Source organism: Pseudomonas sp. SbOxS1 (assembly GCF_013416725.1).
Lineage (GTDB): Bacteria > Pseudomonadota > Gammaproteobacteria > Pseudomonadales > Pseudomonadaceae > Aquipseudomonas.
Genome location: NZ_JAAVXC010000052.1, coordinates 46,670 through 70,373, shown reverse-complemented (window position 1 = coordinate 70,373; position 23,704 = coordinate 46,670). Strand labels below are relative to the sequence as shown.

The window sequence follows — 23,704 nt, the reverse complement described above, 5'->3', positions numbered from 1 at the left end:
CCATGGCGGCACCCGAGCAGAAACACGAACAGGCACTGGCAAAGTTTCTCGACGAACGTCCCGGACTGCGCGACGAACTCGACCACCTCAACCCCCTGCTGGCCCAGGCCAAGGGCGAAACCCTCGAGCAGTTTCGCGATGAGCGTTTGCACGAGGCCTTTGAAGCCGAGGCCGAGCGCCTCGGTTTGTTTGCCTGGGAGCTGACGCTGCAACTGACCGCCAACACACCTGAGGACTATCAGGCCCAGCGCCTGGAAGTGCACCGGGAAGTCGCGGAAATGGCCGGCATGGGTTGGCTGGAGTATTGCGACCTGTACGGGATAGAACCGTAACCCTGCCGAAGGATCCCTGCATCGATGCTGCCCACCCCCTCGAAGACCCACGCCAGCCCCGGACACCTCCACACCCAGAAATGGCGCGGGCGCATCGGCCTGAGCCTGGTGGCGATGCTCTCGGTGCTGGCCGGCATGACCGACGCGATCGGTTTCATGGCCAGCGGCGATTTCGTCTCGTTCATGAGCGGCAACACCACGCGAATGGCCGTCGCCATCAGTGTCGGCGACCTGGGGTTGACCCTGCGCCTGGTGATCCTCATCGCCACCTTCATCGTTGGCAATGCGCTGGGCATTATCGTCAGCCGCCTGGGCGGGCGCCGGTCACTGCCCTTGCTGTTGTGCATTGCCGCCCTGCTGTGCGCCGCCGCGGCCTGGCCCTATGACTCGCAACTGCCCGCCCTGCTGGCGGCCATCATCGCCATGGGCATGCTCAATGCCGCCGTGGAAGAGGTCAACGGCCTGCCGGTCGGCCTGACCTATGTGACCGGCGCCCTGTCGCGCTTCGGCCGCGGACTGGGGCGCTGGATGCTCGGCGAGCGGCGCAGCGGTTGGCGCGTGCAACTGATCCCCTGGACCGGCATGTTCGCCGGCGCGGTACTGGGCGCCGTGCTGGAACATCACTTCGGGCTCAAGGCGCTGTTTGCCAGCGGGTTGCTGGCGGCTGCGCTGGGGGTGTTGTCGTTGAAGATCCCGCGGCGGTGGCAGTTGGGGTATATGCCGCGCTGATTGTTGGGTTGCCTGAGCGGGCCCCTTCGCTGGCAAGCCAGCTCCTACATTAGATCTTCGGCGATCGGCAATTTTGTGATCGACGCAGTCCCTGTAGGAGCTGGCTTGCCAGCGAAGAGGCCCGCCCAGGCGACATCGATTTAGCCGCCCCGCCGATAAAGCTTTATCATGGCCGCAGTTTCGCTGATCGAGTCCGCCATGAAGTTCGCCATCGCCGTATTTTCCGCCGCCCATGCGCCCTCCTCGCGCCGCGCCTTGCTGTTCGCCCAGGCGCTGCTCGCCGGCGGGCATGAGATTGTCCGGCTGTTTTTCTACCAGGATGGCGTCTACAACGCCTCCAGCAGCGTGGTCACGCCCCAGGACGAGCAGGACTTACCCAAACAATGGCGCGCCTTCGTCGGCGAAAACCAGCTCGATGGCGTGGTGTGCATCGCCGCCGCCTTGCGCCGTGGGGTGTTGAACGAAGAAGAAGCCAAGCGCTACCAGCGCGAGGCTGTCGCCGTCGGCGCGCCGTGGGAATTGTCCGGGCTTGGCCAGTTGCATGATGCGGTGCAAGACGCTGACCGCCTGATCTGCTTCGGAGGTGCGTGACATGGCCAAATCCTTGCTGATCATCAGCCGCCAGTCGCCCTGGTCCGGTCCGGGCGCGCGGGAAGCGCTGGACATCGTCCTGGCGGGCGGTGCCTTCGATCTGCCGATCGGCCTGCTGTTCCTCGACGACGGCGTGTTCCAGCTCGCCTCGAACCAGAACGCCAAGGCATTGCAACAGAAAGACCTGAGCGCCAACCTGCAGGCACTGCCGATGTTCGGCGTCGAAGAACTGTTTGTCTGTGCCGACAGCGCTGCCGAACGTGGCCTGGACCCTGGCGCCCTGGCGCTGGAGGAAGCTCAAGTGTTGGCCGCCCACGAAATCACTGCACTCATTGACCGTTACGACCAGGTGATCACCCTCTGATGTCGACTTTGCATGTGTTGTCTCATTCCCCGTTCGGCGACGACCGCCTGAACAGTTGCCTGCGTGTGATCGGCACCCGCGACGCGCTGCTGCTGTGCGGTGACGCGGCCTATGCCCTGCAGCCGGGCACCGCACCTTTCACGGCGCTGAATGCCCGCGGCCTGACCCTCTACGTTCTGGCCGAAGATGCCCAGGCCCGGGCTGTCGATGTTCCGGACTGGGCAACGGCTGTCGATTATCCGGCCTTCGTCGAACTGTCGATCCGCCACGACAAGGTCAACAGCTGGCTATGAATGTATTGACGGTCGGCGCGCGCGCCATCGAGCTGGACAAGGACGGTTTCCTGCTGGAGCTCAGTGACTGGTCGGCGGACGTCGCCAGTGCCCTGGCCGCTGCCGAAGACATCGAGTTGAGCCCCGAGCACTGGGAAATCCTCGAACTGCTGCGCAGCTTCTACGCCGAATTCCAGCTGTCGCCGGCCACCCGGCCGCTGATCAAGTACACCGCATTGAAACTCGGCCCGGACAAAGGCAACAGCCTGCACCTGAACCGACTGTTCAAAGGCACCCCTGCCAAACTCGCCGCGAAACTGGCGGGCCTGCCCAAACCGACGAATTGCTTATGACCGACTACCCAGCGTTGACCCTCGAAACGCCTGCCGAGCACCCGTTCGCCCAATTCGTGCGCATCCTCGGCAAAGGCAAGCGTGGCGCCCGCGACCTGACGCGTGAAGAAGCCCGCGCCGCCATGGGCATGGTGCTCGACGACAAGGTCGAGGACACCCAGCTCGGCGCCTTCCTGATGCTGTTGCGCCACAAGGAAGAAAGCGCGCAGGAAATGGCCGGCTTTACCGAGGCCCTGCGCGAACGCTTGCAAGCGCCGGCACTGGCGGTCGACCTCGACTGGCCGACCTATGCCGGCAAGAAGCGGCATCTGCCGTGGTACCTGCTGGCGGCCAAGTGCCTGGCGCAGAACGGCGTGCGGGTGTTCATGCACGGCGGCGGCGCGCACACCGCAGGCAGGCTCTACAGCGAACAATTGCTCGATGAACTGAACATCCCGTTGTGCCGCGACTGGCTGCAGGTGGGCGAGGCGCTGGACAATGGTGGCCTGGCCTTCATGCCGTTGGTGGACTGGGCACCGCAACTGCAACGCATGATCGACCTGCGCAACACCCTCGGCCTGCGCTCGCCGATCCACTCGCTGGCGCGAATCCTCAACCCGCTGGGCGCCCGTTGCGGCCTGCAGAGCATCTTCCACCCCGGCTACCAGGCGGTGCATCGCGATGCCAGCGGCCTGCTCGGCGACACCGCAATCGTGGTCAAGGGCGATGGCGGCGAAATCGAGATCAACCCGGACGCCGACAGCCACTTGTACGGCACCAGCGGTGGCGAGAGCTGGGATGAGGAGTGGCCGCAACTGTCAAGTCAGCGCCACGTCAAACCCGCCAGCCTGGAACCGGCGCATCTCAAGGCGGTATGGCGCGGCGACGTGGTGGACAGCTACCCGCAAATGGCCCTGATCTCGACCATGGCCCTGGCGCTGCGCGGCCTCGGCCAGAGCCGCGAGCAGGCGTTCGAGACCGCCCAGCAGTACTGGGATGCGCGAGATAAATCGATTTAGTCGATCATAACCCGGCAAACTTTGCGCTATTTTATCGAACCTATCAGCATAGACTCCTCTCCAACGCTTATCGGTTGAGGAGTCTCGGACATGGGTTTGTTAGTTGAAGGTCGCTGGCAGGACAAATGGTACGAAAGCAAGGACGGCACGTTCCAGCGTGAACAGGCGCAGCGTCGCAACTGGGTCACCGCAGACGGCCAACCCGGCCCCACTGGCATCGGTGGTTTTGCCGCCGAGCCTGGGCGCTATCACCTCTACGAGTCCCTCGCCTGTCCCTGGGCCCATCGCACGCTGATCCTGCGCAAACTCAAGGGTCTGGAAAGCCTGATCGATGTATCGGTGGTCAGCTACCTGATGCTCGAGAACGGCTGGACCTTCGACAAGTCCCACGGCTCCACCGGCGACAAACTCGATCACTTTGACTTCATGCACCAGCGCTACACCGCCGATACCGCCGACTACACCGGTCGCGTCACGGTGCCGGTGCTCTGGGACAAACAGCAAAAACGCATCGTCAACAATGAGTCGGCGGAAATCATCCGCATGTTCAATGGCGCCTTTGATGAGCTGACCGGCAATGGCCTGGATTTCTATCCGCCACCGTTGCGCAGCGAAATCGATGCGCTGAACGAACGGATCTATCCGGCAGTGAACAACGGCGTATACCGCGCCGGGTTTGCCACCTCGCAATCCGCTTATGAACAAGCCTTCGATGAACTGTTCGCAGAACTGGATCGGCTGGAGCAGTTGTTAAGTGCCAATCGCTACCTGACCGGCGAGTACCTGACCGAAGCGGACATCCGCCTGTTCACCACGCTGATTCGTTTCGACGCGGTGTATTACGGGCACTTCAAGTGCAACCTGCGGCGCATTGCCGATTATCCGAACCTGTCGAACTGGCTGCGGGAGATCTACCAGTGGCCGGGGATTGCCGAGACGGTGGATTTCGAACACATCAAAAACCATTACTACGGCAGCCACAAGACCATCAACCCGACGGGGATTGTGCCCAAGGGGCCGCAGCAGGATTTCACCGTGGCCCATGATCGGGAGCGGTTGAGCGGGAAAGGGGTTTGGCGCAAGGCCTGAGATATTTGCAGGTTTTGAGGGCCCCATCGCCAGCAGGCTGGCTCCCACATTTGATCTGTGTCGTTTCACAAATCCCCTGTGGGAGCCAGCCTGCTGGCGATGGCTGCAACGCGGTGCTCAGACTTGTGATTGAGCCCCTTCAAACCACGCCAGTTTCTCGCGCAGTTGCACCACTTCACCCACGATCACCAACGTCGGCGCATGCACTTCATGCTCCGCCACCAGCCGTGGCAGGTCCGCCAGGGTGCCGGTGAACACCCGCTGATTGACCGTCGTGCCCTGCTGGATCAACGCCGCCGGGGTATCGGCGCCGCGACCATGCTTGATCAACTGCTCGCAGATGCTCGGCAAGCCCACCAGCCCCATGTAGAACACCAGGGTCTGCGCCGGCGCGACCAGGTCGGCCCACGGCAGATCGGTGGAACCGTCCTTCAGGTGGCCGGTAATGAACCGCACCGACTGTGCGTAATCACGGTGAGTCAGCGGTATCCCGGCGTAGGCCGCGCAACCGCTGGCCGCCGTGATGCCCGGTACGACCTGGAACGGGATGCCATGGGCCGCCAGTTCCTCGATCTCTTCACCGCCACGGCCGAAGATGAACGGATCGCCACCCTTCAACCGCACCACACGCTTGCCTTGCTTCGCCAGGTCGACCAACTGCTGGTTGATCTGGTCCTGCGGCACGGCGTGATCGGCGCGGCGTTTGCCGACGTAGACACGCTCGGCATCGCGCCGGCACAACTCGAGAATCGCCGGTGCCACCAAGCGGTCGTACAGCACCACGTCGGCTTGCTGCATCAGGCGCAAGGCACGGAAGGTCAACAGGTCCGGGTCGCCAGGACCGGCGCCCACCAGATACACCTCACCGGTGGCCACCGGCGCTTCTCCAGCGATTTTCGCCTGCAGCAAACGCTCGGCTTCACCGCCCTGCCCGGCCAGTTGCCGGTCGGCAATCGGGCCCTGGAACACGTCTTCCCAGAACGCGCGACGTTGCTGCACGTCCGGGAACAGCTTTTTCACCTGGTGACGGAAACCCGCCGCCAGGCCAGCCAATTGGCCGTAGGTCGAAGGAATCCAGGTTTCGATCTTGGCACGGATCAAACGCGCCAGCACCGGCGCATCGCCACCGCTGGACACGGCAATGATCAGCGGCGAACGGTCGACGATGGCCGGGAAGATCACGCTGCACAAGGCCGGCGCGTCCACCACATTGACCGGCACACAACGCCGATGGGCATCGGCGGACACTTGGGCATTGAGCGCTTCGTCGTCGGTGGCGGCAATGATCAGCACGCAACCGTCCAGATCCACCTCGACGTAACCGCGCGTCAGGCACTCGCCAGCGCTGGCGGTGACCAGTTCGCGCAGCTGCGTTTCGATTTCAGGTGCGACCACCCGCAGCAGCGCACCGGCATCGGCCAGCAGGCGGGATTTGCGCAAGGCTATTTCCCCCCCACCGACGACCAACACACGACTGCCGCGAAGGTTATGGAACAGCGGCAGATAGTTCATTTAGCCGATGACCTCAAGGCCACCCATGTACGGCTTGAGCACCTCAGGCACACGGATCGAGCCGTCGGCCTGCTGGTAGTTTTCCAGCACCGCCACCAGGGTACGACCGACCGCCAGGCCGGAACCGTTCAGGGTGTGTACCAGTTCCGGCTTGCCGGTTTCCGGGTTGCGGAAACGCGCCTGCATGCGGCGGGCCTGGAAGTCGCCGCAGTTGGAGCACGACGAGATTTCGCGGTATTTGTCCTGGCTCGGAATCCACACTTCCAGGTCGTAGGTCTTGACCGCGCTGAAGCCCATGTCGCCGGTGCACAGGGCGATGGTGCGGAAAGGCAGTTCCAGCAGTTGCAGGACTTTCTCGGCGTTGGCGACCAGGCCTTCCAGTGCATCCATCGAGGTCGACGGCTCGACGATCTGCACCATCTCGACCTTGTCGAACTGGTGCTGGCGGATCATGCCGCGGGTGTCGCGACCCGACGCACCGGCTTCACTGCGGAAGCACGGCGTGTGAGCAACGAACTTGATCGGCAGCAGTTTCGAATCGACGATTTCGCCGGCGACGATGTTGGTCAGCGACACTTCGGCGGTCGGGATCAGGTACAGGTCGGCTTCGCCTTCGCGCGCGATCTTGAACAGGTCTTCTTCGAATTTCGGCAGTTGACCGGTGCCTTGCAGCGCCGGAGCCTGGACCAGATAAGGCGTGTAGGCCTCTTCGTAGCCGTGCTCGGTGACGTGCAGGTTGATCATGAACTGCGCCAGGGCGCGGTGCAGGCGGGCGATCGGGCCACGCAGCAACGCAAAGCGCGCGCCGGACAGCTTGGCGGCGGTTTCGAAATCCAGCCAGCCGAACTTCTCGCCCAGGGCGACGTGGTCCTGCACCGGGAATTCGAACGCGGTCGGCGTGCCCCAGCGGCGCACTTCGACGTTGCCGTCTTCGTCTTCGCCGATCGGCACCGATTCGTGCGGCAGGTTGGGGATACCCAGCACGATCGAGTCCAGCTCGGTCTGGATCGCATCCAGTTCGGTTTTACCGGCACCCAACTCGCCCGCCATGCGCTCGACGTCCGCCATCAACGGCGCGATGTCTTCACCGCGCTGCTTGGCCTGACCGATGGATTTGGAGCGCGCGTTACGTTCAGCCTGCAGGGCTTCGGTGCGGGTCTGGACGGTCTTGCGCTGTTCTTCCAGCGCTTCGATGCGCGCGACATCCAGGGTAAAGCCACGGGATGCCAGGCGGTCCGCTACGTCCTGAAGGTTGCTACGTAACAGTTTGGAATCGAGCATGTCGGTCTCTCGTTATCAAAGTTTGGTCAAGGACAGGCCGGCCCAGGTGGCGAGCAGCCCGCCGAATACGCTGATGGCAGCATAGCCCAGGGCCAGCGGCACCTGCCCGCTTTCCAGCAGGCGCACCGTATCCAGTGAAAAGGATGAAAAAGTCGTCAGCCCTCCGAGGAAGCCGACGATCAACCCGGCGCGCACCTCGATCGGCACCTCCGGGCGTAGCAAAAACAGACCGTATAAAACGCCGATCAGCAAACAGCCGACGATATTAACGGCCAGCGTCGCGGTATAGAAGTGCCGCGGCCAATTAGCGTTGATCCAGTTGCCGGTGGCAAAGCGTAGCAAGGTGCCGGCCACACCGCCGGCGGAAACCGCAAGGATCAAGGGAAGCACTATTTTCTCCGCTGCCGGGGGCTCAAACGGTCAAGTTTCGCCAGGTGATTGAGCTTTTCGCCAATCTTCAGCTCCAGGCCACGGGGCACCGGCTGATAGAACGGGATAGGGTCGAGTTCTTCCGGGAAGTAGTCTTCCCCGGCGGCGTAGGCATCGGGTTCGTCATGGGCATAACGGTATTCGTCGCCGTAGCCGAGCTGCTTCATCAGCTTGGTCGGCGCATTGCGCAGGTGCAGCGGCACTTCGAGCGAGCCGTGCTCGGCAGCGGCACGCAGTGCGGTCTTGAAGCCCATGTACACCGCGTTGCTTTTCGGCGCACAGGCCAGATAGGTGATGGCCTGCGCCACCGCCAGTTCGCCTTCGGGGCTGCCGAGGCGCTCCTGCACTTCCCACGCCGCCAGGCACAGGCTCAGCGCGCGTGGGTCGGCATTGCCGATGTCTTCGCTGGCCATGCGCACCACGCGCCGGGCCAGGTACAGCGGGTCGCAACCGCCATCGATCATGCGCGCGAACCAGTACAACGCGCCGTCGGGGTTGGAGCCGCGCACGGATTTGTGCAGCGCGGAGATCTGGTCGTAGAACGCTTCGCCACCCTTGTCGAAACGCCGACGGGTATCACCGAGCAGGCTTTGCAGAAGATCGGTGCCGATCTCGCTGTTGTCTTCGGCCAGGTCCGAGGCGTTTTCCAGCAGATTGAGCAAGCGCCGGCCATCGCCATCGGCGGCCGACAGCAGCATCTGGAAGCCCTCGTCGCTGAGGCTCAGGTTGCGCTTGCCCAGGCCGCGCTCTTCGGTCAGCGCGCGGTGCACCAGCTTGCGCAACGCGGTTTCGTCGAGGCTTTTGAGCACGTAGACCCGTGCACGGGACAGCAAGGCGTTATTGAGTTCGAAGGAAGGGTTTTCCGTGGTCGCGCCGATGAAAATCAGCGTGCCGTCCTCGACATACGGCAGGAACGCATCCTGCTGGGACTTGTTGAAGCGGTGCACTTCATCGACGAACAGAATCGTCCGTCGGCCGTACTGGGCGGCCTGCTGCTTGGCGATTTCCACCGCCTGACGGATTTCCTTCACGCCGGCAAGCACCGCCGACACCGTTTCGAAATGCGCTTCCGAGACTTCCGCGAGCAACCGCGCCAGGGTGGTCTTGCCCACCCCCGGCGGCCCCCAGAAAATCATCGAATGCAGGGCACCCTGCTCCAGCGCTTCGCGCAAGGGCTTGCCGCGAGCGAGCACGTGTTCCTGACCGACATACTCGTCCAGGTTGGTCGCGCGCAAGCGGGCGGCCAGGGGCTGGGCGATCGGGGCACTGCGAAACAGGTCCATCACAACTTATGAAACCTCACTTAGCCAAACACCATACCCTGTGGGAGCGAGCCTGCTCGCGATGGCGGCATTACATTCAACATCAATGTTGACTGACCCAACGCTATCGCGAGCAGGCTCACTCCTACAGGGTTTTGTGTTTTATTCCTGGATCACGTCCGCACCCTTGGGAATGTCGAACTTGAACTTGGAGGCCGGGATCGGCTCGTTGGCCTTCACCCCGGTGAACAGGATATTGGTGCGCTGGCCGACACTGTCGATCAGCTGCATGTCATTGACCAGGCCATTGCGGAACGACAGGCGCAGGCTGTCGAACAGGGTGTCCTTGGTTTTCGGCTTCAAGGTGAAGTCGATCACGCCGCCGGCTTCCTTGGCGCTGATGTCGAAGCTCTGGCTGATCTTCGACACGTCACCGGACAGCAGCAGCGCGGGCGTCTGGGTCAGGCGCTGATCGAGGTTCTTGATGGTGGCCTGCTCCAGGTCCGGGTCCCACAGGGTGACCTTTTTACCGTCGGAGACCATGGTCTGCTCGGCAGGCGCATTGGTGTGCCAATAGAACAGGCCCGGGCGCTGCAGCGACATCTCGCCGGCGGTTTCCTGCAACTGGGTACCGGTGCCATCCAGGGTCAGCTGGGAGAAACGCGCGGTCAGGGTCTGGGATTTTTCCAGCAATTGGGTCAGGCGTGCCACGTCCTTGTCATCGGCGTGGGCCGAGAGCGTGCTCAAAGCCAGTACCGGCAGCAACAGCATGCGGATCAGACGCATGGGAGTCCTCATAACATTCGTGGGAGTGCGGGCAGCGCCTTGAGGCGCCGCCCCTTTTCAGTATCGGGTCAGTCGCGTACCGGGCCAGGGGCCAGGACTTCACGCGAACCGTTGGTGTTCATGGACGTCACGACCCCGGCCATTTCCATGGCTTCGATCATGCGTGCGGCGCGGTTGTAGCCGATCTTCAGCTTGCGCTGAACCGCGGAGATGGACGCGCGACGGCTTTCCAGGACGAACTGCACCGCTTCGTCATACAGCGCGTCGGCCTCGGGATCATCGCCGTCGCCGCCACCGCTGCTGCCTTCAAAGCCGCTGCCGGCCTCTTCGACACCGTTGAGGATGTCGTCGTTGTATTCCGGCGCACCGCGCAGTTTCCAGGCTTCGACCACGCGGTGAACCTCGTCGTCGGACACGAACGCGCCGTGAACCCGGATCGGCAGGCTGGTACCCGGCGGCATGTACAACATGTCACCGTGACCCAGCAATTGCTCGGCGCCACCTTGGTCGATGATGGTCCGCGAGTCGATCTTGCTCGACACCTGGAACGCCATGCGCGTCGGGATGTTGGCCTTGATCAGACCGGTGATCACGTCCACCGACGGACGCTGGGTCGCGAGGATCAGGTGGATGCCCGCCGCACGCGCCTTCTGGGCAATACGGGCGATCAGTTCTTCAACCTTCTTGCCGACGATCATCATCATGTCGGCGAATTCGTCGACCACCACCACGATGGTCGGCAGCTTCTGCAGCAATGGCGCTTCGTCGTGGATGCTTTCGCGCTTGTACAGCGGGTCGCTCAACGGCTCGCCGGCGTCCTGGGCTTCCTTGACCTTGGCGTTGAAGCCGGACAGGTTACGCACGCCCATCTTCGCCATCAGCTTGTACCGTCGCTCCATCTCGGCAACGCTCCAGCGCAGGGCGTTGGCGGCGTCCTTCATGTCGGTCACCACCGGGCACAGCAGGTGCGGAATGCCTTCGTAGATCGACAGTTCAAGCATTTTCGGGTCGATCATGATCAGCTTGGCGTCATCCGGGCCAGACTTGAACAGGATCGACAGGATCATCGCGTTCACCCCCACCGACTTACCGGAACCGGTGGTACCGGCCACCAGCAGGTGCGGCATCTTCGCCAGGTCAGTGATCACCGGCTTGCCGCCGATGTCATGGCCCAGGGCCAGGGTTACCGGGGACTTGAAGTTGTCGTACTCGGGGGTCGACAGCACTTCGGAGAAACGCACGATCTGCCGGTCTTCGTTGGGAATCTCGATACCGACCGTGGTCTTGCCCGGAATCACTTCCACCACCCGCACACTGGTCACGGCCAGGGAACGCGCCAGGTCTTTCGCCAGGTTGGAGATACGGCTGACCTTGACCCCGGCCGCTGGCTGGATCTCGTAACGGGTAATCACCGGACCCGGGTGGATCGAATCCACGGTGACTTCGACGCCGAATTCCTTGAGCTTGATTTCCAGGAGGTGGCCGACGGCCGCCAGGGATTCAGGCGAGTAATTGAGTTGTTTCTTTTCCGCCGGGTCGAGAATCGAGATCGGCGGCAAGGTGCCTTCCACGGCGCTGTCGACGAACAACGGCGCCTGTTTCTCTTTCTCCACACGCTTGCTCGGCGCTGGCGGCTTGGGTGGCGCCGGGGCGATCACCGGCGGCACCTGCTTCTCGCGCTCGGACATGTGCTTGCTCAGGGCCTGCTCGCGCTCGATCAGGCGTTCCTTGACCTTGGCCTGTTCACGCTTGTCGGTGACGGTCGGCGCAACCACATCGTGCACGCGCTCATCGACTTCACGCAGTTGCGCGACAAGTTGCTTGCGCTCGGTACGGGCCGCCCACCAGCGATTGGCGGCGCCCTGGAACAGTTCGAACAGGTCGAGGGTGATCTTGCCGGTAACGTCCATCACCTTGAACCATGACAGGTCGGTGAACACCGTGAGACCGAACAGGAACAGGGCGATGAACAGCAGCGTGCTGCCCTGGATGTTCAGTGCGTTCTTCGCCAGGTCGCCAAGGCTCTCGCCCAGCGCTCCGCCGGCGCCTGCCGGCAGGCCGGTCGCGGCATGGAAATGGATGTGCGCCAGCGCGGCGCCGGACAGTACCAGGAACACCAGGCCGATCAAGCGCCAGGAAAACAGCCAGCCGCTCCACTCCCACGGCTCGTGGCGCTGGCGGAAGATCTGATAGGCCTTGATCGCCAGCAACAGCGGGAAGATATAGGCAAAGTAACCGAGCACCATGAACAGGATATCGGCGCTGTAGGAGCCTGCCGGGCCGCCGAAGTTCTGAACGTCGTCGATCTTGCTGTTATGGCTCCAGCCCGGATCATCCTTGCCATAGGTCAGCAAGGCCATCATCAGGAACAGGCACAGCGCACCGATGGCGATCAATGCACCTTCCTTGAGGCGGTAGTGCAGGTGCTGACGCCAGAGTGGAACAACTGTCTTGGGTGCTGCGGTGGATTTCTTCAAAACCTGTTTTTCCTGCGCCAAGGGCGCGTCCATCTGTTGAATGACTATAAAACTGCCCAATCCAGGCAGGTAAAAAAGTTAACAGGCGTAACCGGGACTACTTTTAACACTGCGCACCGGTTTTCATAAACACGAAACGCGATGCCTATTTTGTTACAAACACTGTTACAGCCAGGCATTGTACGGGTTTGTACGTACGATGCCATGCTGGCAACTCTTGGGTGTAGCATAGTCAACAGCACATTACGTGCGACTCAATTTGAGCACGCATTCTCTTTTGTGACAAAGGCTTATGAGGTGTTTTTATGAGTGTAGCGAAGCATTCCCGCCTGATCATCCTCGGTTCCGGCCCCGCGGGTTACAGCGCAGCCGTGTATGCCGCTCGCGCCAACCTCAAGCCTGTTGTCATTACCGGCATACAGGCAGGTGGCCAGCTCACCACCACCGTGGAAGTCGATAACTGGCCCGGCGATGTCGAAGGCCTGACCGGCCCGGTCCTGATGGAGCGCATGCAAAAACACGCCGAGCGCTTTGCCACCGAGATTGTCTACGACCATATCCATACCGCCAAGTTGCAACAGCGACCCTTCGAACTCATCGGTGACAGCGGCACTTACACTTGCGACGCGCTGATTATCGCCACTGGCGCCTCGGCACAGTACCTGGGGCTGCCCTCGGAAGAGACCTTTGCCGGCAAAGGGGTTTCGGCCTGCGCGACCTGCGACGGCTTCTTCTATCGCAACCAGGTGGTCGCGGTGGTGGGCGGAGGCAATACCGCCGTTGAAGAGGCGCTCTACCTGTCGAATATTGCCAGCGAAGTCCATCTGATTCACCGTCGCGACAAGTTGCGCGCGGAAAAGATTCTCCAGGACAAACTCTTCGAAAAAGCCGCCAAGGGCAATATTCGCCTGCACTGGAACCAGAATCTGGACGAGGTGCTGGGCGATGCCAGCGGCGTGACCGGCGCACGCCTGCGCGACAGTCATAGCGGCGCCATCAGCGAGCTTGCGCTGACCGGCGTGTTCATCGCCATCGGTCACAAGCCCAATACCGACCTGTTCGCCGGCCAACTGGAGATGCGTGACGGCTATCTGCTGGTCAACGGTGGCAGCGAAGGCAATGCGACAGCCACCGCCATCGAAGGCGTATTTGCCGCGGGTGACGTCGCCGATCACGTCTATCGCCAGGCCGTCACCTCCGCCGGCGCCGGCTGCATGGCCGCCCTGGACGCGGAAAAATACCTCGACGACATTCCCGCCGTTTGACGGCACACTTCACGGCGGGCCCGACGCCCGCCATCGCCCTCCCCTTCTGTAAGCCCTGATGCCATGCTGACCTGGTTACAACGCAACACCCTGACGTTCCCGGCGCTGGAAAAGGCCATGCGCGATCCCAATGGATTGCTGGCAGCCGGTGGCGACCTGTCCGCCGATCGACTGATCCAGGCCTACCGCCATGGTTGCTTCCCCTGGTTTTCCGAGGGCCAGCCGATTCTCTGGTGGTCGCCGGACCCACGCACCGTGCTGTTTCCCGATGAACTGCACGTGTCCCGCAGCCTGAACAAACTGCTGCGCCAACAACGCTACCAGGTGACCTTCGACCAGGATTTTGCCGCGGTCATCCGCGCCTGCGCCGCCCCCCGGGAATATGCGGACGGCACCTGGATCACCGAAGCCATGCAGGACGCCTACATCGAGCTGCACAAGCGCGGCCATGCGCATTCGGTGGAGGTCTGGGACCAGGATGAACTGGTGGGCGGGCTGTATGGCCTGGCGATGGGCCAGCTGTTTTTCGGCGAGTCCATGTTCAGCCTGGCCGACAACGCCTCGAAATTTGGCTTTGCCACACTGGTGCGACATCTGAAAGACTCGGGTTTCGTGCTCATCGACTGCCAGATGCCCACCGATCATTTGCACAGCCTGGGTGCGCGAGCGATTCCACGCCGGGTGTTTGCCGATTACCTGGCACGGCATCTGGACCAGCCCAATCGCGCGACCTGGGTTTGCTGAGCGACTTTGGTCCGCGTGGCTTACACTTATTCAAAAGCTTATCCCGAGGGTTGATCATGACCGAGTTGGCGCGCTTGAAGTTTTATGCCACTCAACCCCACTCCTGCAGCTATCTGCCCGAGGAGCAGGCCACGACCCTGTTTCTCGACCCTAGCCAGCCCATGGATGTGCACGTGTATGCAGATCTTTCCGAGATGGGTTTCCGGCGCAGTGGCGATCATCTGTACCGCCCCCATTGCCAGAATTGCAATGCGTGCGTACCGGCGCGCATTCCTGTAGGGCAATTCACACCCAATCGTCAGCAGAAACGCATTTTCAAACGTAACGCCGACTTGCAGGTGCGCCCCGCCAAGCCGGGTTTCAGCGAAGAGTATTTCGATCTTTATCAGCGCTACATCGAAGAACGCCATGCCGATGGCGACATGTACCCGCCGAGTCGCGATCAGTTTTCCACCTTCCTGGTCCGCGACCTGCCTTTTTCGCGGTTCTACGAATTTCGCCTCGAGGGCCGACTGCTGGCCATCGCCGTTACAGATCTTCTGCCGAACGGTCTGTCGGCGGTCTACACCTTCTATGAACCCGCCGAAGAGCGCCGCAGCCTGGGGCGCTACGCCATCCTCTGGCAAATCGCCGAAGCCCGGCGCCTGGGGCTGGACGCGGTTTACCTGGGCTACTGGATCAAGAACTGCAAAAAAATGAGCTACAAGACCCAGTATCGCCCCATCGAACTGCTGATAAACCAGCGCTGGGTCGTTCTGAACTAGAGCAGGCCCTAAACCCCTTGGCTTAAACACCACTTTTCGGGCACAATGCACGCCGCTTTTGCCTGGCGCAGTTGCACCGGGCCATTCATTGGACACCGAGGGCTTTACTGCATGTCGAAAGAAGACAGCTTCGAAATGGAAGGCACTGTCGTCGACACCCTGCCCAACACCATGTTTCGTGTGGAGTTGGAAAATGGGCACGTCGTAACCGCGCATATTTCCGGCAAGATGCGCAAGAACTACATTCGTATTCTTACCGGTGACAAAGTGCGCGTCGAGCTGACGCCCTATGACTTGAGCAAAGGGCGCATCACTTACCGCGCTCGCTAATCAAGTCAATACAAGACGCCCGGCTTATGCCGGGCGTTTTTGTTTGCCGATCGTTCCCACGCTCTGCGTGGGAATGCCTCAACGGACGCTCCGCGTTCGGCTTTTGATTTGGGACGCGGAGCGTCCCGGGCTGCATTCCCACGCAGAGCGTAGGAACGATCAAATCCTGCAGACAACAAAAAGGCGCCAATTGGCGCCTTTTTGTTTTGCTGCGTTTAACGTCAGGCCATTTCAGCCGTGGTTTCGAACTCGAAGGTCAGCTCGCCGTCCTTCAGATCGATATGAACCACGCCACCATGGTCGGCCAGTTCGCCAAACAGGATCTCTTCCGCCAGCGGACGCTTGATCTTGTCCTGGATCAAGCGCGCCATTGGGCGAGCGCCCATAGCCGTGTCGTAGCCAGTTGCCGCCAGCCAGCCTCGTGCAGCGTCTGTCACTTCCAGCTGCACGCGCTTGTCTTCCAGCTGCGCCTGAAGTTCGGTAAGGAACTTGTCCACCACGCTCTTGATGACCTCATGACTGAGGCGACCAAACTGGATGATGGTGTCCAGACGGTTGCGGAACTCTGGGGTGAAGCTCTTCTTGATCACTTCCATCGCATCGGACGAGTGGTCCTGATGGGTGAAACCGATCGAAGCGCGGGCTGCAGTTTCGGCACCGGCGTTGGTCGTCATGATGACGATCACGTTACGGAAGTCGGCTTTGCGCCCGTTGTTATCGGTCAGCGTCCCGTGGTCCATGACCTGCAGCAGCAGGTTGAAGACTTCCGGATGCGCCTTCTCGATCTCATCGAGCAACAGCACGCAGTGTGGCTGCTTGGTGATGGCTTCGGTCAGCAGACCGCCCTGGTCGAACCCGACATAGCCTGGAGGCGCACCGATCAGACGCGATACGGTGTGGCGCTCCATGTACTCGGACATGTCGAAGCGAATCAATTCGACACCCAGCGCCTTGGCCAGCTGACGCGCCGCTTCGGTTTTACCGACGCCGGTAGGACCTGCGAACAGGAACGAACCGACTGGCTTGTCAGGCGACTTGAGGCCGGCACGGGACAGCTTGATCGCGGTCGCCAGCGAATCGATCGCCGCATCCTGACCAAACACCGTCAACTTCAGGTCACGCTCGAGGTTACGCAGCAGCTCTTTGTCGGAACTGGTGACGTGTTTTGGCGGAATCCGCGCGATTTTCGCGACGATGTCCTCGACCTGAGGCACTTCGATGCGTTTCACCCGTTTTTCCACCGGCTGCAGGCGCTGGAAGGCACCCGCCTCGTCAATCACGTCGATCGCCTTGTCTGGCATGTGCCGGTCATTGATGTAGCGCGAAGCCAGTTCGGCAGCGGCGCGCAGGGCTTCATCACTGTATTCGATATTGTGATGGGTCTCGAAACGCCCTTTCAGGCCGCGCAGGATACCGATGGTGTCTTCCACCGAAGGCTCCGACACATCGACCTTCTGGAAGCGCCGGGCCAGGGCACGGTCCTTCTCGAAGATCCCGCGAAATTCCTGGAAGGTGGTCGAACCGATGCAGCGGATATCACCCGACGACAGCAGCGGCTTGAGCAGGTTCGAGGCATCCATGACGCCACCGGACGCGGCACCCGCACCGATGATGGTGTGGATTTCGTCGATGAACAGGATCGCCTGCGGGCGTTTTTTCAGCTCATTGAGCAACGCCTTGAAGCGCTTCTCGAAATCGCCGCGGTATTTGGTCCCGGCCAGCAAGGCACCCAGGTCAAGGGAGTAAACCACGCTGTTGGCCAGCAGGTCCGGCACCTGGTTGTCGACAATGCGCTTGGCCAGGCCTTCGGCAATCGCGGTTTTACCCACGCCCGCCTCGCCCACCAGCAACGGATTGTTCTTGCGACGACGCGCCAGGATCTGGGCGACGCGCTCGACTTCCAGCTCACGGCCTACCAATGGATCGATTCGACCCTGGCGCGCGAGTTCATTAAGGTTGCTGGCATAAGCATCCAGTGGATTGCCTGAAGATGAAGACTCACCGCCCTCGTCGTCCTGCATATCTTGCTCACCCTCAGAGTGATCGCCGTGCCCTGGCACCTTGGAAATGCCGTGGGCGATGTAGTTGACGACATCGATACGGGCAACGCTCTGCTGTTTCAGCAGGAACACTGCCTGACTCTCTTGCTCACTGAAGATCGCGACCAGCACGTTGGCGCCAGTCACTTCGCGTTTGCCCGAGCTCTGTACGTGAAACACAGCACGTTGCAGTACACGCTGGAAGCCCAGGGTTGGCTGGGTTTCGCGATCCTCGTCATGCACGGGGATCAATGGCGTGGTGGAGTCGATGAACTCCTGCAGGTCATGCTTGAGTTTGTCGAGGTTTGCGCCGCACGCACGCAAAACGGTGGCGGCAGCCTCATTGTCCAATAGGGCCAGCAGAAGATGTTCGACGGTCATGAATTCATGACGCTTCGAACGAGCCTCCTTGAAGGCAAGATTGAGGGTGACTTCGAGCTCGCGGTTTAACATAGCTTCACCTCATACCCAAGTGGTCGGCGATTAACCGTCCTTCTCGATTTCACAGAGTAGCGGATGCTGGCTTTCCCTGGCGTACTGGTTGACCTGCATGGCCTTTGTCTCGGCGATGTCGCGGGTAAACACTCCACATACTGCCCGTCCTTCTGTATGGACGGCCAGCATGACCTTGGTCGCCAGCTCGCGATTCAGGTTAAAAAACACCTCGAGCACTTCGACGACGAAATCCATCGGTGTGTAGTCATCGTTGAACAAAACCACCTTGTACATCGGCGGTGCCTGTAAAGCAGGCTTGGCCTCCTGAACAGCAATGCCTGCGGAATCGTCGTCGTGTTCCTCCGGGCGGTCTTTCTGGAGAAACGGGCGATCCTGATTGAATGTTAGTCGAATCTGGCTGATTGCATGCATGGAAAGAAAGGTTCGTCAGTTGTGCAAATACAGTGGTGGGGGCGGTCTTGGGCGATTTCAACTCCGACTGCCTGGTCACCTTGACTATCGGCAAAACGGTGTTACAACCAATAGAGCCCACAGTGGGTAAAAAAGGTCCGCGGAGTCAACTTTTTTCCTAAGAAGTGACTGCGGATGTACTGGATGATACTCCAGTGATGGAGTCTGTTGCAGAGGGAGTTGGTATGAAGGTCAGTGGCAAGGTGAAATGGTTCAACAATGCCAAGGGTTACGGCTTCATCAACGAGGACGGCAAAACGGAAGACCTGTTTGCTCACTACTCGGCCATTCAAATGGAAGGTTATAAAACCCTGAAAGCCGGGCAAGCCGTTGTCTTCGATATTATCCAGGGGCCCAAAGGCCTGCACGCCATCAACATCGGCGCCGCTGTCGATACGACGCAGACTACGACACCCGTTACGCAACAGACAGTTACGGTTTAACGAAACACCGTCATCCAGTCATAAAAAAACCGCCCGACTCATTCATTTGAGTCGGGCGGTTTTTGTACGCCTGTCGTTTGCCTACATGTGCTTGATCAGTGCTTCACCGAACCCGGAAGACGATACCAGCGTGGCGCCTTCCATCAGGCGCTCGAAGTCATAGGTCACGGTCTTGGCCTTGATCGCGCCATTGGTGCCCTTGATGATCAGGTCCGCCGCCTCGGTCCAGCCCAGGTGACGCAGCATCATTTCTGCCGAAAGGATCACCGAACCCGGGTTGACCTGGTCCTTGCCAGCATACTTCGGTGCCGTACCGTGGGTGGCTTCGAACATGGCCACGGTGTCGGACAGGTTGGCGCCTGGCGCGATACCGATACCGCCCACTTCCGCCGCCAGGGCGTCGGAGAGGTAGTCACCATTGAGGTTCAGCGTGGCGATCACGTCGTATTCGGCTGGGCGCAGCAGGATCTGCTGGAGCATGGCGTCGGCGATGGCGTCCTTGACCACGACTTCGCGGCCGGTTTTCGGGTTCTTGAATTTCATCCACGGGCCGCCATCGAGCAGTTCGGCGCCGAATTCTTCTTTCGCCACCTCATAGCCCCAGTCCTTGAAGGCGCCTTCGGTGAACTTCATGATGTTGCCCTTGTGCACGATGGTCAGCGACTTGCGGTCGTTATCCACCACGTATTGCAGGGCCTTGCGCACCAGACGCTTGGTGCCTTCTTTCGAAACCGGCTTGATGCCGATGCCGCAGTCCTGATCGAAACGGATCTTGGTGACGCCCATTTCTTCTTTCAGGAACTTGATGACCTTGGTGGCTTCCGGCGAGCCGGCCTTCCACTCGATACCGGCATAGATGTCTTCGGAGTTCTCGCGGAAGATCACCATGTCCACGTCGCCAGGCTTTTTCACCGGGCTTGGCACACCTTCGAACCACACCACCGGCCGCAGGCACACGTACAGGTCCAACTGCTGGCGCAGGGCAACGTTGAGGGAGCGGATACCGCCACCGACCGGCGTGGTCAGCGGACCCTTGATGGAGACTACGTAATCTTTAACGGCATCCAGGGTTTCCTGGGGCAGCCAGGTGTCCTGGTCGTAGACTTGTGTAGCTTTTTCGCCAGCATAGACTTCCATCCAGGAAATCTTGCGCTTGCCCCCGTAGGCCTTTTCCACGGCAGCATCGACAACCTTGATCATGACGGGGCTGACGTCAACGCCAATGCCGTCGCCTTCAATGAACGGGATGATCGGATTATCAGGAACATTGAGAGAATGGTCTGCATTGACGGTGATTTTGTCGCCGACGGCTGGAACCTGAATCTTCTTGTAACCCATGCTGAACTCCATTGATTGGATTGAACATCTGGCTTGGTTCGAGCGTAACCCAGTTAAATCGGCGCGCAAACCCTATGTTCTATTCATATGCCGCAAAGCCATGTAACCCGTGAGCTACAAGCCTGAAAGCAAAGGGAAAAACGCCAAACTCAAGCACGATGAATGACATTACGCCCCGCTCGTCCCTGCGACCTTTAGACCAATGGACGACAATAGATGTGTATGAACCATCGGCAGATTGCCAGCTACCTATGTATAATGCTGCCGCTGACTAAAGGGTCACGTCAGGTTGAACAGCTCTACGACGAGTGTTTCCGCCCGATGAGAGGGTCTGCTACCGCAGCCCTTCTGCTTGACGCCCTACTGATGCACCCAACATCACAGCAACGAAATCTCGATATTCGGCTCATGGATGACTTTGAACGAACGCGCTTACCCGGCGCCCCTCGAGTTTCTGCGCACGCTTTAGCAAAGAAGAGAGAGTTAATCCGAATATGCCCACCCGCTCGAAGATCATCTATACCTTCACCGACGAAGCTCCCGCCCTCGCCACCTATTCACTGTTGCCTATCGTAGAGGCCTTCACCGCCTCGGCTGATATCGCCGTTGAAACCCGCGATATCTCTCTTGCAGGGCGCATCCTGGCCAGCTTCCCCGAGCAATTGGGCGACAAAGCCGTAGCCGACCACCTCGCCGAACTGGGCGCCCTGGCCGTTACGCCTGAAGCCAACATCATCAAGCTGCCGAACATCAGCGCCTCGGTTCCGCAACTGCAAGCCGCGATCAAGGAACTGCAAGCCCAGGGCTACGCCCTGCCGGACTACCCGGAAACCGTGACCAGCGACGCCGACAAAGAAGCCAAGGCGCGCTACGACAAGGTCAAGGGCAGCGCCGTGAACCCGGTACTGCGCGAAGGCAACTCCGACCGTCGCGCCCCGCTGTCGGTCAAGAACTATGCGCGCAAGCACCCGCACAAAATGGGCGCCTGGGCTGCGGACTCCAAGTCCCACGTCGCGCACATGAGCAGCGGTGATTTCTACGGCAGCGAAAAAGCCGCCCTGATCGACGCCCCTGGCGCGGTCAAGATCGAACTGATCGCTCAAGACGGCACCACCACCGTCCTGAAAGAAAAAACCAGCGTTCAGGCTGGCGAGATCCTCGACTGCGCCGTGATGAGCAAAAACGCCCTGCGCGCTTTCATCGCCGCTGAAATCGAAAGCGCCAAGGCACAAGGCGTGCTGCTGTCGGTTCACCTGAAAGCCACCATGATGAAGGTCTCCGACCCGATCATGTTCGGCCAGATCGTTGCCGAGTTCTACAAGGACGCCCTGGCCAAGCACGCTGACGTGCTGGCGCAGATCGGCTTCAACCTGAACAACGGCATCGGCGACCTGTACTCGCGCATCAAGGCCTTGCCTGCCGAGCAGCAAGCCGCCATCGAAGCGGACATCCAGGCGGTCTACGCCGTTCGTCCGTCGCTGGCCATGGTCAACTCCGACAAAGGCATCACCAACCTGCACGTGCCGAGCGACGTTATCGTCGACGCCTCGATGCCGGCAATGATCCGTGACTCCGGCAAGATGTGGGGCACCGACGGCCAGCTGCACGACACCAAGGCCGTGATCCCGGATCGCTGCTACGCAACCATCTACCAGGCGGTCATCGAAGACTGCAAGGCCAATGGCGCGTTCGATCCGACCACCATGGGCAGCGTGCCGAACGTTGGCCTGATGGCGAAAAAAGCTGAAGAATACGGCTCCCACGACAAGACGTTCCAGATCAAGACCAACGGTGTTGTCCGCGTGACCGACACCAATGGCACCCTGCTGCTGGAACAGTCGGTTGAAGCCGACGACATCTTCCGCATGTGCCAGACCAAAGACGCGCCGATCCAGGACTGGGTCAAGCTGGCCGTCAACCGTGCTCGCGCAAGCAGCACTCCGGCGATCTTCTGGCTGGACCCGATGCGCGCCCACGACGGCGTTGTGATCGAGAAAGTCCAGGCTTACCTGAAGGATCACGACACTGCCGGCCTGGACATCCAGATCATGGCACCTGTCGACGCGATGAAGTTCACCCTGCGCCGCACTCGCGAAGGCAAGGACACCATCTCGGTAACCGGCAACGTATTGCGCGACTACCTGACCGACCTGTTCCCGATCATGGAACTGGGCACCAGCGCCAAGATGCTGTCGATCGTTCCGCTGATGAATGGCGGCGGCCTGTTCGAAACCGGCGCTGGCGGTTCGGCTCCGAAGCACGTGCAACAACTGCTGGAAGAGAACTTCCTGCGTTGGGATTCCCTGGGCGAGTTCCTGGCCCTGGCCGCTTCCCTTGAGCATTTGGGTGTGAACTACAACAACCCGAAAGCCCTGGTACTGTCGAAAACCCTGGACCAGGCCACCGGCCAGTTCCTGGACAACAACAAGTCGCCATCGCGCAAAGTCGGCAACATCGACAACCGCGGCAGCCACTTCTACCTGGCGCTGTACTGGGCTCAGGCCCTGGCTGCCCAGACTGAAGACACTGCACTGCAAGCGCAGTTCGCGACCCTGGCCAAGACCCTGACCGAGAACGAAGCAACCATCGTTGCCGAGCTCAACGCCGTTCAAGGCAAGCCAGTGGACATCGGCGGTTACTACCACGCCAATGCCGAGCTGATCAGCAAGGCCATGCGCCCAAGCGCAACCTTCAACGCGGCGGTTGCTGCGCTGGTTTAAGGTTGTAAGGGAACATCACAAACCCCGGCCCTGTGCCGGGGTTTGTGTTTTCGGGCTCTACACATATCCTCTGTGGACCCGCCCCTGTAGGAGCTGGCTTGCCAGCGAAAGTGCCAGCTCAGTCGATAAAGCTGCTCCCTGACAGACCGCCTTCGCTGCGATGCGGCGGCCCGACAAGCCAGCTCCTACAAGGTCCGTGTTTCACCATTCAAAATTCGAGGAAAGTTTATGGACTGGAAACCCCACATCACCGTCGCCACCATCGTCGAGGACAACGGCCGCTTCCTGATGGTCGAGGAACTCAAGCACGGACGCGTGGTGCTCAACCAGCCCGCCGGCCACCTGGACCCGAATGAAACCCTGACCGAGGCCGCCGTGCGCGAAACCCTCGAGGAAACCGGCTGGGACGTCAAAGCCACTGGCGTACTGGGCATTTATCTCTATACCGCGCCGAGCAACGGCGTAACCTATCAACGGGTCTGCTTCATCGCCAAACCGCTGAAACATCACCCTGAATATCAACTGGACGACGGCATCGTCGGCGCCAAGTGGCTGACCCGCGAGGAATTAATCGAGCAGCGCGACAACTGGCGCAGCGAACTGATCATCCGTTGCATTGACGACTATCTCGACGGAAAACACTTCGGCCTCGAATTGATCCGTCCTTCTCTTTAGCCTTG

General features: G+C 60.6%; 24 protein-coding genes. 15 read left to right on the top strand and 9 right to left on the bottom strand.

What is annotated here, in order from left to right:
- Positions 1-2 precede the first annotated feature (2 nt).
- The 8 genes from HFK74_RS31190 to HFK74_RS31155 all read left to right on the top strand — a co-directional run bounded on the left by HFK74_RS31190 (position 3) and on the right by HFK74_RS31155 (position 4,728).
- A complete protein-coding gene (locus tag HFK74_RS31190; RefSeq protein ID WP_180206878.1) occupies positions 3-332 on the top strand; it encodes a DUF6388 family protein in 330 nt (109 codons plus the stop codon).
- A gap of 24 nt (positions 333-356) precedes the next feature.
- Complete coding sequence (locus HFK74_RS31185; RefSeq protein ID WP_180206877.1) at positions 357-1,061, top strand: YoaK family protein; 705 nt, start codon at positions 357-359, stop codon at positions 1,059-1,061.
- Between the two features lie 198 nt (positions 1,062-1,259).
- Entirely contained in the window at positions 1,260-1,652 is a 393-nt protein-coding gene (tusD, locus tag HFK74_RS31180) for a sulfurtransferase complex subunit TusD (RefSeq protein ID WP_180206894.1), read from the top strand.
- A gap of 1 nt (position 1,653) precedes the next feature.
- Positions 1,654-2,016 carry a sulfurtransferase complex subunit TusC gene (tusC, locus tag HFK74_RS31175; RefSeq protein WP_180206876.1) on the top strand — a complete coding sequence of 121 codons (363 nt, stop codon included), beginning with the start codon at positions 1,654-1,656 and terminating at the stop codon, positions 2,014-2,016.
- A complete protein-coding gene (gene tusB / locus HFK74_RS31170; RefSeq protein WP_180206875.1) occupies positions 2,016-2,309 on the top strand; it encodes a sulfurtransferase complex subunit TusB in 294 nt (97 codons plus the stop codon). The genes tusC and tusB overlap by 1 nt, the downstream gene beginning before the upstream one ends.
- A complete protein-coding gene (locus HFK74_RS31165; RefSeq protein WP_008062047.1) occupies positions 2,306-2,641 on the top strand; it encodes a TusE/DsrC/DsvC family sulfur relay protein in 336 nt (111 codons plus the stop codon). The genes tusB and HFK74_RS31165 overlap by 4 nt, the downstream gene beginning before the upstream one ends.
- Positions 2,638-3,639 carry a glycosyl transferase family protein gene (locus tag HFK74_RS31160; RefSeq protein ID WP_180206874.1) on the top strand — a complete coding sequence of 334 codons (1,002 nt, stop codon included), beginning with the start codon at positions 2,638-2,640 and terminating at the stop codon, positions 3,637-3,639. Before HFK74_RS31165 ends, HFK74_RS31160 begins: the two co-directional genes overlap by 4 nt.
- A gap of 90 nt (positions 3,640-3,729) precedes the next feature.
- Positions 3,730-4,728 carry a glutathione S-transferase family protein gene (locus HFK74_RS31155; protein ID WP_180206873.1) on the top strand — a complete coding sequence of 333 codons (999 nt, stop codon included), beginning with the start codon at positions 3,730-3,732 and terminating at the stop codon, positions 4,726-4,728.
- Between the two features lie 117 nt (positions 4,729-4,845).
- On the opposite strand, the gene cysG is transcribed toward HFK74_RS31155, so the two are convergent.
- The 6 genes from cysG to HFK74_RS31125 form a co-directional block, all read right to left on the bottom strand.
- Entirely contained in the window at positions 4,846-6,240 is a 1,395-nt protein-coding gene (gene cysG, locus HFK74_RS31150) for a siroheme synthase CysG (protein ID WP_180206872.1), read from the bottom strand.
- On the bottom strand, positions 6,241-7,521 hold the full coding sequence (serS, locus tag HFK74_RS31145; RefSeq protein WP_180206871.1) for a serine--tRNA ligase: 1,281 nt from the start codon (positions 7,519-7,521) through the stop codon (positions 6,241-6,243).
- A gap of 15 nt (positions 7,522-7,536) precedes the next feature.
- Positions 7,537-7,911, bottom strand: a complete 375-nt coding sequence (gene crcB / locus HFK74_RS31140) for a fluoride efflux transporter CrcB (protein WP_008062037.1) — start codon at positions 7,909-7,911, stop codon at positions 7,537-7,539.
- A complete protein-coding gene (locus tag HFK74_RS31135) occupies positions 7,911-9,233 on the bottom strand; it encodes a replication-associated recombination protein A (RefSeq protein WP_180206870.1) in 1,323 nt (440 codons plus the stop codon). Before HFK74_RS31135 ends, crcB begins: the two co-directional genes overlap by 1 nt.
- A gap of 141 nt (positions 9,234-9,374) precedes the next feature.
- Positions 9,375-9,998: an outer membrane lipoprotein chaperone LolA gene (lolA, locus tag HFK74_RS31130; protein ID WP_008062032.1), complete on the bottom strand. Its 624-nt coding sequence runs from the start codon at positions 9,996-9,998 to the stop codon at positions 9,375-9,377.
- A gap of 68 nt (positions 9,999-10,066) precedes the next feature.
- Positions 10,067-12,475, bottom strand: a complete 2,409-nt coding sequence (locus tag HFK74_RS31125; RefSeq protein WP_180206869.1) for a DNA translocase FtsK — start codon at positions 12,473-12,475, stop codon at positions 10,067-10,069.
- A gap of 305 nt (positions 12,476-12,780) precedes the next feature.
- On the opposite strand from HFK74_RS31125, the gene trxB reads away from it, so the two are divergent.
- The 4 genes from trxB (at position 12,781) to infA (ending at position 15,578) form a co-directional block, all read left to right on the top strand.
- Positions 12,781-13,740, top strand: coding sequence for a thioredoxin-disulfide reductase (gene trxB / locus HFK74_RS31120; RefSeq protein ID WP_180206868.1), 960 nt, complete (start codon positions 12,781-12,783; stop codon positions 13,738-13,740).
- Positions 13,741-13,803: 63 nt separating this feature from the next.
- The gene (aat, locus tag HFK74_RS31115) at positions 13,804-14,484 is read left to right on the top strand and encodes a leucyl/phenylalanyl-tRNA--protein transferase (RefSeq protein WP_008062023.1); all 681 of its coding nucleotides are present in this window, start codon (positions 13,804-13,806) and stop codon (positions 14,482-14,484) included.
- A gap of 56 nt (positions 14,485-14,540) precedes the next feature.
- Positions 14,541-15,248 (top strand): arginyltransferase, encoded by a 708-nt coding sequence (locus HFK74_RS31110; protein WP_008062021.1) that lies wholly within the window; start codon positions 14,541-14,543, stop codon positions 15,246-15,248.
- 111 nt (positions 15,249-15,359) lie between these two features.
- Positions 15,360-15,578, top strand: a complete 219-nt coding sequence (gene infA, locus HFK74_RS31105) for a translation initiation factor IF-1 (protein WP_002553999.1) — start codon at positions 15,360-15,362, stop codon at positions 15,576-15,578.
- 221 nt (positions 15,579-15,799) lie between these two features.
- Here the strand turns inward: infA and clpA are convergent, their stop codons facing one another.
- Both clpA and clpS read right to left on the bottom strand, forming a co-directional pair.
- Positions 15,800-18,070, bottom strand: coding sequence for an ATP-dependent Clp protease ATP-binding subunit ClpA (gene clpA / locus HFK74_RS31100; protein ID WP_008062019.1), 2,271 nt, complete (start codon positions 18,068-18,070; stop codon positions 15,800-15,802).
- Positions 18,071-18,100: 30 nt separating this feature from the next.
- Entirely contained in the window at positions 18,101-18,484 is a 384-nt protein-coding gene (clpS, locus tag HFK74_RS31095; protein ID WP_008062017.1) for an ATP-dependent Clp protease adapter ClpS, read from the bottom strand.
- Between the two features lie 224 nt (positions 18,485-18,708).
- Between clpS and cspD the strand changes: the two genes are divergently transcribed.
- Positions 18,709-18,966: a cold shock domain-containing protein CspD gene (gene cspD, locus HFK74_RS31090; protein WP_180206867.1), complete on the top strand. Its 258-nt coding sequence runs from the start codon at positions 18,709-18,711 to the stop codon at positions 18,964-18,966.
- Positions 18,967-19,047: 81 nt separating this feature from the next.
- Here the strand turns inward: cspD and icd are convergent, their stop codons facing one another.
- Entirely contained in the window at positions 19,048-20,304 is a 1,257-nt protein-coding gene (gene icd / locus HFK74_RS31085; RefSeq protein WP_007951441.1) for an NADP-dependent isocitrate dehydrogenase, read from the bottom strand.
- A 494-nt stretch (positions 20,305-20,798) separates the two neighbouring features.
- Here icd and HFK74_RS31080 point away from each other — a divergent pair, with 494 nt between their 5' ends.
- Together HFK74_RS31080 and HFK74_RS31075 are read left to right on the top strand one after the other, a co-directional pair.
- Positions 20,799-23,024: an NADP-dependent isocitrate dehydrogenase gene (locus tag HFK74_RS31080; protein ID WP_180206866.1), complete on the top strand. Its 2,226-nt coding sequence runs from the start codon at positions 20,799-20,801 to the stop codon at positions 23,022-23,024.
- A gap of 228 nt (positions 23,025-23,252) precedes the next feature.
- A complete protein-coding gene (locus tag HFK74_RS31075) occupies positions 23,253-23,699 on the top strand; it encodes an NUDIX hydrolase (RefSeq protein ID WP_180206865.1) in 447 nt (148 codons plus the stop codon).
- Positions 23,700-23,704: the final 5 nt, after the last annotated feature.